This is a genomic window from Undibacterium sp. CCC3.4 (assembly GCF_034347425.1).
Lineage (GTDB): Bacteria > Pseudomonadota > Gammaproteobacteria > Burkholderiales > Burkholderiaceae_D > Undibacterium.
Genome location: NZ_CP133779.1, coordinates 2,875,396 through 2,887,074 on the forward strand (window position 1 = coordinate 2,875,396; position 11,679 = coordinate 2,887,074).

13 protein-coding genes are annotated in these 11,679 nt (G+C 52.5%); 5 read left to right on the forward strand and 8 right to left on the reverse strand.

Features of this window, described 5'->3' with window-relative positions; translation table 11 throughout:
- Positions 1–162: 162 nt before the first annotated feature.
- The 5 genes from RHM61_RS12820 to RHM61_RS12840 all read right to left on the reverse strand — a co-directional run bounded on the left by RHM61_RS12820 (position 163) and on the right by RHM61_RS12840 (position 2,250).
- Positions 163–498, reverse strand: a complete 336-nt coding sequence (locus tag RHM61_RS12820) for a hypothetical protein (protein ID WP_322247693.1) — start codon at positions 496–498, stop codon at positions 163–165.
- Between the two features lie 91 nt (positions 499–589).
- A complete protein-coding gene (locus RHM61_RS12825) occupies positions 590–742 on the reverse strand; it encodes a biotin/lipoyl-binding protein (RefSeq protein WP_322247694.1) in 153 nt (50 codons plus the stop codon).
- Positions 743–750: 8 nt separating this feature from the next.
- The gene (locus RHM61_RS12830; RefSeq protein ID WP_322247695.1) at positions 751–1,014 is read right to left on the reverse strand and encodes a hypothetical protein; all 264 of its coding nucleotides are present in this window, start codon (positions 1,012–1,014) and stop codon (positions 751–753) included.
- Positions 1,014–1,694: a DUF6624 domain-containing protein gene (locus RHM61_RS12835; protein WP_322247696.1), complete on the reverse strand. Its 681-nt coding sequence runs from the start codon at positions 1,692–1,694 to the stop codon at positions 1,014–1,016. Before RHM61_RS12835 ends, RHM61_RS12830 begins: the two co-directional genes overlap by 1 nt.
- A 370-nt stretch (positions 1,695–2,064) precedes the next feature.
- Complete coding sequence (locus RHM61_RS12840) at positions 2,065–2,250, reverse strand: RRXRR domain-containing protein (RefSeq protein ID WP_322247697.1); 186 nt, start codon at positions 2,248–2,250, stop codon at positions 2,065–2,067.
- 707 nt (positions 2,251–2,957) lie between these two features.
- Between RHM61_RS12840 and RHM61_RS12845 the strand changes: the two genes are divergently transcribed.
- The gene (locus RHM61_RS12845; protein ID WP_322247698.1) at positions 2,958–3,509 is read left to right on the forward strand and encodes a translocation/assembly module TamB domain-containing protein; all 552 of its coding nucleotides are present in this window, start codon (positions 2,958–2,960) and stop codon (positions 3,507–3,509) included.
- Between the two features lie 949 nt (positions 3,510–4,458).
- Here RHM61_RS12845 and RHM61_RS12850 read toward each other — a convergent pair.
- Positions 4,459–5,514, reverse strand: a complete 1,056-nt coding sequence (locus RHM61_RS12850; protein WP_322247699.1) for an IS110 family transposase — start codon at positions 5,512–5,514, stop codon at positions 4,459–4,461.
- Positions 5,515–5,962: 448 nt separating this feature from the next.
- A complete protein-coding gene (locus RHM61_RS12855) occupies positions 5,963–7,471 on the reverse strand; it encodes a leucyl aminopeptidase (protein WP_322247700.1) in 1,509 nt (502 codons plus the stop codon).
- 50 nt (positions 7,472–7,521) lie between these two features.
- On the opposite strand from RHM61_RS12855, the gene lptF reads away from it, so the two are divergent.
- The 4 genes from lptF to RHM61_RS12875 are packed head-to-tail and all read left to right on the forward strand — an operon-like array spanning position 7,522 to position 10,948.
- Positions 7,522–8,652, forward strand: a complete 1,131-nt coding sequence (lptF, locus tag RHM61_RS12860) for an LPS export ABC transporter permease LptF (RefSeq protein WP_322247701.1) — start codon at positions 7,522–7,524, stop codon at positions 8,650–8,652.
- Positions 8,649–9,779, forward strand: coding sequence for an LPS export ABC transporter permease LptG (gene lptG / locus RHM61_RS12865; protein ID WP_322247702.1), 1,131 nt, complete (start codon positions 8,649–8,651; stop codon positions 9,777–9,779). The genes lptF and lptG overlap by 4 nt, the downstream gene beginning before the upstream one ends.
- Entirely contained in the window at positions 9,779–10,171 is a 393-nt protein-coding gene (locus RHM61_RS12870) for a CbiX/SirB N-terminal domain-containing protein (protein ID WP_322247703.1), read from the forward strand. The genes lptG and RHM61_RS12870 overlap by 1 nt, the downstream gene beginning before the upstream one ends.
- A 24-nt stretch (positions 10,172–10,195) precedes the next feature.
- The gene (locus tag RHM61_RS12875) at positions 10,196–10,948 is read left to right on the forward strand and encodes a substrate-binding periplasmic protein (protein WP_322247704.1); all 753 of its coding nucleotides are present in this window, start codon (positions 10,196–10,198) and stop codon (positions 10,946–10,948) included.
- Here RHM61_RS12875 and cobA read toward each other — a convergent pair whose 3' ends face one another.
- Positions 10,949–11,674, reverse strand: coding sequence for a uroporphyrinogen-III C-methyltransferase (gene cobA, locus RHM61_RS12880; RefSeq protein WP_322247705.1), 726 nt, complete (start codon positions 11,672–11,674; stop codon positions 10,949–10,951).
- Between the last annotated feature and the right edge of the window lie 5 nt (positions 11,675–11,679).

An 11,679-nucleotide genomic window follows, 5' to 3' on the forward strand; every position in this document is an offset into this window, starting at 1 on the left:
TGCTGCAAAATGATGACTCTTTGCGCCATGGCGATGGTATCCGGACGATGCGCGACGATAATGCGTGTCAGCGGGATTTTTTGAATGGCTGCGTACACTGCTCGCTCATTCGGTACATCCAATTGACTCGTCGCCTCATCAAGTACCAGTCATTTCGGTTTGTTATACAATGCGCGTGCCAACAAAATACCTTGCCTCTGGCCGCCAGACAAGGCGCTGCCAAGATCGCCGATCAAGGTGTTGAATGCCCATCGGCATAGCGGTAATTTCGTCGTGAACGGCAGCCAGCAGCGCACCAGCTTGGGTTTGCTGTTGACTTGGTGATGGAACGAAAAAACTGATATTGTCCGCGATCGAACCTGCGAACAAGCTGTCGTCTGGCATCACTGTGCCAAGTAGTCGCCGGTAATTGGAGAGACCAAGCTTGGTCAGCTTGATACCACCGACCAAGATTTCCCCTTCCGTCGGCTCCAACAGACCGAACAACAGCTTCAACAAGGTCGTCTTGCCACTTCCTGATGGTCCACCGACGGCAACGTACTGGCCCGCTGGGATAAGACTGCTTCAATTCCGTATCGAAGCTATCGCGTTAGCGTCGCAGCAAGTCTGAAATAGCTTGTTGTGCGCCGCTGTTGTCAACACGGATACGCTCACTGGACAGCACGAACATGACTTCGCCGGCACGTATGGCTTGGCCCTCCTGCACATGTCGCTCAATGATCATGCCGGATTGACTTGGCACGACCCGGATCACCCCCGTAGTCGGTAGCAGTACGCCTTGGGATTGCGCCTTACGACTGGTGCTGAATAAAAAAGAAAGGCAATGATTGCAATAGCGATGCAAACAAAGAAGCCATTCAGCACGACCTGGCTCAGCGGCTGTGTCAAGAGCACGGTGCCATATTGTCGTGTGCTTAAGTGTGCAATGGTTTGATGGAGAAACAGCGCTTGCTGCTTGTCAAAATCCGACTTGAGCGCTGCTCTGCTTTCTATCCCGGCACTGGCGTTGTCCATCACTGTACCGCCGATGGTTCGGTCATTTTTAGAATACGTGTGCCAGATAACTTCAAATACTCGGCTAAGGGAATGAGTCCAAGTGCAGCGCGTCGCCGGTCAACCTGTGCATGATCGTCGACAGGCATGAGCGTGCCGTCTGAGCTGATTTGGGTTCCGTAAAGCTGAGCGAGACCCAGACCGATGCGCACGCGGTCTTCCAACATGGCTAACTCACTTGCCAAGGCATCGTTCTTGTCGACCGCATCGCGTAGCAGAGGTAAATACTTTTGTTGATCTTCAAGATTGGCATGTTGCAAGACCAAAAAAGCATTCTGACTTGCTTGGATGCCGACCAAGCGCGCACCCGGCCAGCCGTACTGCTCGATAATTTCGGCCAGTCGCCCCATATTGCTCGCATCGATCGTTGCCTGTAGGCGTGCCGCAGCCGCATCGATAAATGGCTTGTTGCGGTAGCGTTGGTCGGATCGACCCATGCGTTCGAGATCCATGATGGTTTGCAATTTTTTTGAATCAAGAGTTTCTTTTGTCAATGTCAATTCATTGCCAATGAAATCGAAGTTGACCGCACCATCGACGGTCGACATCAAGGTGATCTGCACATTCCCCTTGGCGCGTAAAATGCCATTTTCGTCGTCGTTCTCAATTTGATTGGCGTGAATTCGATAGTCAGCCTGCATCCCTACAGGCAGTTGTATTCTGGCTACTTCGTTTCCGCCTGCGTGGACTGCAATAATACTGCGGGACAGCGGTTGTTGTTGAGCACAAGCCTGCTTGATCAATATAAAAAAAAGTATGCTGAAGAAGATGATATCTTTTTTCATCAGATTTGCGCGTGAAACCTCGGCCTTCAGGCCGAGGAGGCAGAGCGCGGAACGCGCAGCGTTCCTTGCTTTGGTGGCGTGCCTGTCACGTCCATGTTTGCCACCAGTGAATAACTATACCCATCTGCACGCTGAATGATCTTGCAGTGCTTATGCGATATGCCTTGTACGACAGATTCTTGCGTTTGTATGTTGAAACTGCCACTTGCGCGAACTGCTACGCGGCCTATGTACTGGCCGGTTTTCTTTCCCGTCGGAAGGCACTGTCAGTAACAGTACGGTCAAGCAAGCGTATAGCAAACGGGAACAGGCGATGCACGCGTGCCCGGCCTGCTGCGAGCAGCTTGCGCGCCCGTTTCTCGCTGCATGGCATCAGCGGTTCTTGTGTTCTGCTTAGTACAAATACAGCCATTTTTGTATCTCCAATATGAAATAGCAGATGTAATCTGCATTTCCCTATGCGCTTACGCGCCTGGTGACGGGCACCTGACGGTGCCGCTCCCCTCGACAATGTCACAACGCAGCTTCGGTTCGGAATGCTCACCCGCACTCTCCGATGAACCTTGCAGCAGAACGTTTCGTGCTTACCCTATGCTTGTCTGCTTCTGCTGCTTGCAGAGCTTGGAACTGAGGAAGCATTCCAATGTGAGTCTTGTACTTCGTTGCAACGTAGCGCGATGCTTTGCGCTCAGTCTGGTCAACCGAGCTTTTTCAAGCTCCGGCCTTGAGAGGCTGTCGCAAAAGGGTATTGAGTCGGTATCATTACCCTAACTGGTGGCCACGTCATTCCTGCGCGCTTTTGGCAGGAACCCAGCGGCGTTCGTGGTTAACTGAAAATGCCAGATATTATATTGTTTTCAGCGCTGAAAACGACACTAGGTTCCCGCCAAAAGCATGCGGGAATGACGCGGTATGCGGTGTTTCAGGTGTAAAAAAACTTCCATCAGGCTTTTGCGACAGCCTCTTGAGGCCGGGGTAATTGACTTGAACTCCATTAGGTTGATTTATCGGAAAAATTTCCGATCTGTTTATTTTATTTATGAAGAGATTTCTTGTTAAGTCCATTTTTTATGACTTGTTATTTGGCAATTTCCTTCTTTATCGGGCTTGAGCGGTAAAGTGACGGCTGACGGGGCGTATTTCAAATTACCGAAATTACCGCCGCCGAGCTTATCGAGCGATGTCGTGGTCACGCGTCGCGCCGATCGGCTGGCACGCAAAAACAGCGCAGCGGCGGCCGCCAAGAAAACTTTAAAAACGCGTCTCGATGTCAGCTTCGACATGGGCCGGCGCTTTGTCTTCGTCGGCCGTGGCATCGATACCGGCTTGGCTGGCAGCCTGCGTTTGCGCTCGATCGACGGCAGCCCCTTGCAGGCGATCGGTTCGATACGCACCGTCAAAGCTGTCTATGAAGGCTATGGCCAGCAATTGGCAATCGAGCGTGGCATCTTGAATTTCCAAGGTGCGCCGACCAATCCGGGCTTGAATATACGTGCGCTGCGTCAGGGTGTGGCAGTTGAAGCCGGGGTTGAAGTGGTCGGCACGGTCGCCGCACCGAAGGTGCATCTGGTCTCGGAACCGGAAGTACCGGATACGGAAAAATTATCGTGGCTGGTGCTAGGACGCGGCTCCCGCCAGTTTTTCCATATTGAGCACATCGATCGCAGTTGAAGCCTTGCCGCGTTGGCATCGACTGGCGCGATCTGGCGGTAGCGCTGGTCGGATTCCCCCATCGCTTCTAGCTTGCGAATGGCTTCCACCTTGTGTGCATCCAAAACTTGTTTCGTCAAGACCAGTTCATCGCCGATCAAATCGATCTCACTGGCGCTGCTACCGGCCAAGTTCAAAGTAATCTGCACATTCCCCACAGCGTGCAACACACCCGCGGCCTCATCGTTCGCGATGTGATTGGCATGAATTTGGTAGTTCGCTTTCAGTCCTATCGGAAGCTGAATTTTTGCCACCTCTTTGTCTTCTGAGCGGATGGAAATGATGCTGCCTGTCGCGGGTTCTTGTTCTGCCGAACAGGGCTCTGTTTGTCCAAGAAACAGCAAGCTATGTAAAAGAAAATGTCGTGTCATGTTTAATAATTGAAACTTTTCCAAGCCATTAAATAGTGTCAGTTCCATGTTGGCGGGTGCTAAGCGAGTCATGGCACACGGCAAAGTAAAATTGAGCGAAGCAGCGCGCAGGTTGACGGAGATGGCAAGAATTTATATCATCAAAAATCTGACTAGGGTTTGAAACCCCGGCCTTCAGAGGCTGTCGCAAAAGGGTTTTCAGTCGGTATCATTACTCCAACTGGCCGACATGTCATTCCCCCATGCTCTCGCCTCGTCATATATGGACTCGCCTGTTTGTGCAAGCAGAATTTCGTCAATAAACAAAGAATTGAGTTGCTGTCATATATCCGACTTCAGGGGACTCAGATGTTCATCATCTGAGTCATTCGTACCCTGAGCCATAATGGATAATTCGCTACTATTAGTGACCTCATCATTCCTACGGTTTCAACACCGATGACGTTGACGGCCTCTCCAATAGTGAGCTCGGCTCTTTTGCCCATTAACTAATGCCTACTACGCAAACTCTGACAAGTTTGTACTACAAGCTCTGTATTTTAACTGTCTGCCAGTTCTGGCTGAAACATCGTTTTGTTCTTTAAAATTGCCACCACCATGCGGGCGTTCTTATTCGCCACTGCAACACTCGCTTTGTTCACGCCAATCCGCTCTGTCAGCTCTCTGATCCAGATGCTATGCGGATCATTCTTGTGAAACTCCCCCGTGATCTTATTCACTCGGGATGCTGCCTGGACGCAGGCTCTTCCCCCGTGAACCAACAGCTGTCGGATGTAGCAATCCCCATGCTTGGTAATACTGCCCAGCATGTGCTTTTCACCGCTGGAATGCTGCTTCGGAACTAATCCCAAGAAGGCGGACAAATCACGACCTTTTTGAAACTCGCTCCCATTACCAATTTTTGCAACGATCGCCGTTGCTGTGAGCGGACCAATTCCTTCGATGCTTTGCAAACGTTTTGACGCGTCATCTTCTTTCGCTAATTTCTCCAGCTGCGAGGTATGGTAAATAATCTCTTGCTCTTCTTTTTCTAAATCCGCTTTGAGTTGTCTAAATAATTTCTTTTCAGTAAGGCTTAATCGGTCGCACGCATCGTCCAGTAACTCTGCAAGCTTTTTCATGAGATGCGTCTGACCTTTGGGCATCACAATCCCACTCTCGGCCAAGACGCCGCGCATCATATTCATGCGTGCAGTGCGTTGCTTGACGTAGAGACTCCTTACCCGGTGCATGGCTTGAATCGCTAATTGCACGTCGGTTTTAACCGACACAAACCGCATACTCGCTTTCGTGACGGCTTCGGCACAAGCAGCGGCATCGTTGGCATCATTCTTTTGGTGCTCAGCATATTTCTTTACTTTTTCTGGGCTCATAAGCTTGACGTCAAACCCCAGCTTGATCAGTTCTTTAGCCCAAAAATGTGCGCCACCGCATGCTTCCATTCCAATCAGGCACGCCGGCAACTGCATCATAAACTGCAGAAATCCTTCTCTTGATATCCGCTTTTTCAGTATTCTCTTGCCCTGACTATCTGCCCCGTGGATTTGGAAAACATTTTTTGCAATATCAATCCCAATTACTGTAATATTTTTCATGACTCGCCTCCTTTAGGTTAAATGAAATCAGTAATCTCATTTTGGCACACCGTGATGCCGTTAGAAAGTGGGGCGAGTCCATACCATCATTCCTGCGTAGGCAGGAATCCAGTGGCACGCTAGTGCCTTCAGGGTGGGAGGGGCGATCAAGGGCACTTTTTTCTGTTAAATCAACACGTCCTGCTGCGCCTGAGCAGCACAGAGATAAAAGGCGCGTGCGCGCCACTGGATTGCCGCCTGTGCGGCAATGACGAATTGGGCGAATGGGTGAATGCGTAATCGACCTAACTTGTGGGTAATGATCAGGCTTTTGCGACAGCCTCTTTTGGCCGGTGAGCGACGAAGGAGCGACCCGATGGGAGGGGATGCAAACCCTTTCCAGATAGTTGTTAAAAAACCGGCCGCGCTGATCAACAGCGCGGCCGGTTTCGGAATGGCTGGCGAGTGCTTATGCTGCGCGATTCATCAAAAAGCTCGTCAGCAGTGATACCGGACGACCGGTTGAACCCTTGGCGGCACCCGATTTCCAGGCGGTGCCGGCGATATCGAGATGGGCCCAAGTGTATTTACGTGTGTAACGTTCGAGGAAACACGCGGCGGTGATGCTGCCGCCGGCTGGGCCGCCGATATTGGCCATGTCGGCGAAGTTCGATTTCAGTTGCTCGTTATAAGCTTCTTCGATCGGCATGCGCCAAGCAGTGTCACCGCTGGCTTTGCCCGCTGCCAGCAATTCATCGGCCAGCGCATCGTGGGCGGCATCGTGACGGGTAAATAAACCGGTGTTGTGATGGCCGAGCGAGGTCACGCAGGCACCGGTGAGGGTGGCGACGTCGATGACTACGGCCGGGTTGAAGCGTTCCGAGTAAGTCAGCGCGTCACACAGGATCAGACGGCCTTCGGCATCGGTGTTCAAGACTTCGATGGTTTGACCGGACATCGAGGTGATGATGTCACCCGGACGGGTGGCCGAACCGGAAGGCATGTTTTCGCAGCTAGGAATGACGGCGATGACATTGAGCTTCAATTTCATTTCACCGATGGCACGCATGGTACCGATCACCGATGCGGCACCACCCATGTCATATTTCATTTCATCCATGCCGGCACCGCCCTTGATGGAGATACCGCCGGAATCAAAGGTGATACCTTTGCCAACCAAAACCACCGGTGCATCTTTGGCCTTACCGCCGTTATGGCGCAGCACGATGAATTTCGGTGGTTCGATGGAGCCGGCTGTGACCGATAGAAAGCTGGCCATTTTGAGCGCTTGGATTTGTTTGCGATCGAGGATTTCAACCACCATTTTGTAATCGGTGGCGATGGTTTTGGCGGTGCTGGCTAAATAAGTCGGGGTACAGATATTCGGCGGCAGGTTGCCTAATTCTTTGGTCAGGTCTATACCGTTGGCCAGCGCGACACTCTGCATCAAGGCTGTTTTAGCAACTGCCGCATCGGCCGCATCGACGTAGATGGCGATTTTCTTCACGCCGGCGACGCTGAGGTCTTTTTTACTTTTCAGCGCGTCGGCGCGGAAAATACTTTCGCGGAAGGCGACCACGGCAGTACGGATGCTCCAAGCGATATCGCGCTCTTTTACCGCCGGCAGTGCCAGTACCGCTTCGCTCGCACCCAGGCCAGCCAGACTGCGGGCGGCGGCTTGTACCGCTTGTTGGAAGGATTTTTCAGAAATCAGTTGGTTTTCTTCACCTAAACCGACCAGTAATACGCGCTCAGCCGCGATTTCGGCTATATTGCGAAGCAACAGCGACGAACCGATTTTGCCCGAAATGTCGGCCGATTTCAGCGCCGCAGCGATCGCACCTTGCTTATCGAGGCCGGCAGCGGCGACGGAAAGCTTTTTATTTTCGAATACACCGACCACAATACAGGCTGTTTTAATCGCCTTGTGGGCTGTGGAGGCACTTTTTGCGTCGTATGTTTTTATGCTAAAGTCCACGTATTACTCCTCTTGTTAAGTCTCGTAAAAACGACATTATAATCCTTCTCATGATTTTTCAACGCGCGCTTCGACGTGAATTGCTCAGCGCAGCAGGCGCAGTCTTCACAACTCTATTTACCATCACCATTACGGTGATGCTTATAAAAATTCTCGGCCAAGCGGCCGGCGGTAAGGTGGCTTCGAGTGATGTGGTGGCGCTGATCGCCTTCACCTCGCTGATGAATATGCCAATTCTGCTGATACTGACCGGCTTCATCGCCGTGCTGTTGGTGGTGACGCGTGCTTATCAAGACTCTGAAATGGTGGTGTGGTTCGCTTCGGGCTTGAGTTTGACAGACTGGATCGCACCGGTACTGCGCTTCGGTGCGCCTTGGGTCGTCTTGACCGGTGTGCTCAGCTTGGTCGTCACGCCGTGGGCCAGTCAGCAAAGCGCCGAATTTCGCGAACGGTATGAAAAACGCTCGGATATTGCCAAGGTTGCACCGGGCAAGTTCCAGGAATCGTCGTCGTCGAACCGGGTATTCTTTGTCGAAGAGGTCGCCGGCGATCTCGGGAAGGTGCAGAATATCTTCATCAATACCATCAGTGAGGGGCGTTCCAGCGTAGTAGTGGCGAAAGAAGGCGTGATTGAAATCGATCAGCTCGGCGATAAGTTTTTGGTGATGAGTCGTGGTCGGCGCTATGACGGTTTGCCGACCGCGAAAGATTTCCAAATGATGCAATTTGAAAGATACGGCGTGCTGGTGTCGAGCCAAAACGGTGCGCTGGCTGGTGATAATTCCGCCAAATCGATGCCATTGATGGCGCTGCTGGAAAATCTCGATAACACCAAGAAAGCCGAATTGTTATGGCGTATCTCGCTGCCGTTGATGTGCGCTTTGTTGCTGGTGCTGGCGATACCACTGGGTTTCGTCAATCCGCGCGTCGGTCGCTCCGCCAATTTGATTGTCGCTTTGCTGACCGTGATTATTTATTTAAATGTCGTCAATATTTCTCAGGCTACCGTAGCCCAAGGCCGTACCTCGTTTGCGCTCAGTTGGTGGCCGGTGCACTTGCTGATTTTGCTACTCGTGTTAGCCTTGTTTTTATGGCGTTTGAAGGTCAACAGTCGTTGGCATCCATTGGTGCTTTGGTCGAACTGTAAAGCGAGTCTGCGTAAACAAGAAAGTTGTGCATGAGAATTTTGCAGAAATATTTTGGTACTGAAATTATCCGTTCAGTGTTGTTCGTCATGCTGGCTTTGTTGGCATTATTTTCCTTTTTTGATTTAATGGCTGAGCTGCCGTCCTTAAACAAGGGTGGCTACAGTTTGCCCTACGCTTTGTTGTATGTCTTGCTAGGTTTGCCTGGATATATTTATGAATTCATGCCGATTGCGGTACTGATCGGCACCATTTATGTCTTGGCCCAATTTGCCTCGAATTCTGAATTTACCATCATGCGCGCGGCCAGCATGTCGACCGCGATGGCTGCCGGGATGTTGTTCAAAATTGGTATTTTGTTTGTGTTGCTGACCTTTGCCTTCGGCGAACTGGTGGCACCGAACACCAGCAAATACGCCGAAAGCATGAAGCTGACGGCACTTGGTGCCGCGGAAGCGCAGGAATTTCGTACCGGACTGTGGACCAAAGATTTGGTGCGCGAAAATGGCCTCAGCGGTGCCGTGATCGGTTCGCGCTTCCTCAATGTGCAGGAGATTTTGCCGAATCGTCAGCTTAATTTGGTGCGTATGTATGAATTTGATAAAGATTTTCATTTGGCGCGCGAAGTGACGGCCAAACGGGCCGCGTACCAGGGCAGTAATGTGTGGCGCTTGTTCGAGGTGTCGGAAACATCCTTCCCCAAAAATTTGGCGGCCGAAGATATCACCGGTGTCAGCAGCCACAGCTATCCCAGCAGGGATGTGATCTCTGAAGTCACGCCCGATATTTTATCGGTCTTGTTCGCCGATCCGGACCGCATGTCGGCCTGGGATTTGGCCGCGTATACCCGTCATCTGGCGGAAAACAAGCAAGACGGCGAGCGTTATGAAATCGCATTTTGGAAAAAAATCACCTATCCCTTCGTCACCTTTGTGATGATGGCCTTGGCGCTGCCATTTGCTTACCTGCATGTGCGCAGCGGTGGGATCAGCTTGAAAATTTTCAGCGGCATCATGATAGGGATGGTGTTTTATCTGATCAATTCACTGTTTTCCCATCTCGGCTTACTCAATACCTGGCCAGCAATGGTGACGGCCTTGGTGCCGAGTATATTATTTATGGGCCTGGCTTTGCTCGGGCTGCGCTACGTTGAAAGAAACTGATGACTACTCCAATTACCCCGATTACCGCGACGACTGCTTCGATCTTGTTTGCCCACGGTGCGCGTGAACCGCGTTGGCTGGCACCGTTCCAGCGGCTGCAAAAAATGACACAAGAGAGTTTGCCAGAGCAGCGCGTGGAACTGGCCTTTCTCGAATTCATGCAACCGAACTTGCCCGATCTGGTGGCCAGTCTGGTCGCTTCCGGCTGCCAGCGGATTACCGTGACGCCGGTGTTCCTCGGTCAGGGCGGTCATGTGTTGCGTGATTTACCGCTGTTGGCGGAACAATTACGGGCCAGTTATCCGCAACTGCACTTGCACATCGCTATGGCGGTTGGTGAGGATGAGGCGGTGTTGTCGGCGATTCGGGATTACTGCATCAAGCAGAGCTGACGCAATTTTCATTTGGAGACAGTCGTGCGTCGTTTGATTAAATGGATTGCCCCCATGTTTTTGCTGGCCGCGCTGCCGCTGCCGGCTGCCGAGGTGCTGGCCGTTGGCAGTGAGTTTGCCGGCATTTTCGAAGCCAGCGAAGCGAATGGCTACACCGGATTAGGGGTAGAAATCGTGCGGCAATTGGCGCAAAAAAATGGTGACACGGTGCGCTTTGAACTATATCCGTGGAATCGGGCGCAGTGGATGGTGGAAAACGGCTATGCGCAGGTGCTGATCGGTCCGTATAAAACTGCCGAACGCGAAGGCAAGTTCAAATTTTCGGCGCGGCCTTTTTATCGCGATATTCTGGCTTTTTATACCCGGCAAGGATCGAATGTAGGCTGGAACGGCGATTACGCCTCTCTGCGCACGCGCAAAGTCGCGGTGATCAACGGTTGGGCTTATGGTGAAGCATTCGAAGCGGCCCGCACGCAGATCAAACCGGAGCTTGTGCATACCTTGAGCAATGGCTTGACCATGCTGGCGGCCGGCCGCATCGATTTACTGGCAACTAATTTACGCAATTCGGAAGCACAGTTGAGAAAACTCGACTTGAAGTTGGGATTCGCGATCGTCGCCCCCTTGATCGATACACAGGATGGCTATTTGGCGTATTGTCGCTCGACTTGCGAGCGAATGCGGCAAGCTTATGATGATAGCTTTGAGCAAATGCGTGTCAGTGGTGATTTGTCGGCGCTGGCACGTCGTTTCGAGGTGCGTTTGCCGACGCCGTAATCACGCTGGATGCGCGGCTACACGGGTGCGCATCGCTTCGCCCATCATCACCAATACCGGTCCATGCGAGAGCGGCAGGCCGTGCGCCAGTTCGGCCAAGCTCAAGCGCAGATAGCGTTGATCGCTGCGGCTGCAATTTTCCATCACGATAACCGGCAAGTGCGCCGGAAAACCCTTGGCCAGCATACGTTCGGCCGTCAGCATCGCTTCGCGTCCACCCATATATTGGATCAAGGTGTCACATTCGGGAATGCGGGTGTCCGCAGTTTCGCCTGGTGCAGTACTCGAAGTAAACAAGGCCACGCTGCGGGCAATGCCGCGCTTGGTCAGCGGCTGGCATACCGCCGCCGCCGCTGCCAAGGCGGTGGTGATGCCGGGTACCACGGCGTAAGCAATACCGGCCGCTTCGAGTGCGCTTAATTCTTCATCAGCACGCCCGAACAGCATGGGGTCGCCACCTTTCAAACGCACTACCAGACGATACTGATGGGCGGCAGCGACGAGTTGTCGGTTGATGCTGTCTTGCGCGGCCGAGCGTTGACCGCTGCGCTTGCCGACCGCAATCTTCACGGCTTGCGGGCACAGTTCCAACATCTCGGTCGTGACCAAGGCGTCATACAACACCACTTCGGCCTGCGCCAACAGGCGTGCGCCGCGCACCGTGATCAGGTCGGCGGCACCGGGACCGGCACCGATCAACACCACTTGGCCGAGCGGGGTCGTCATCGTGC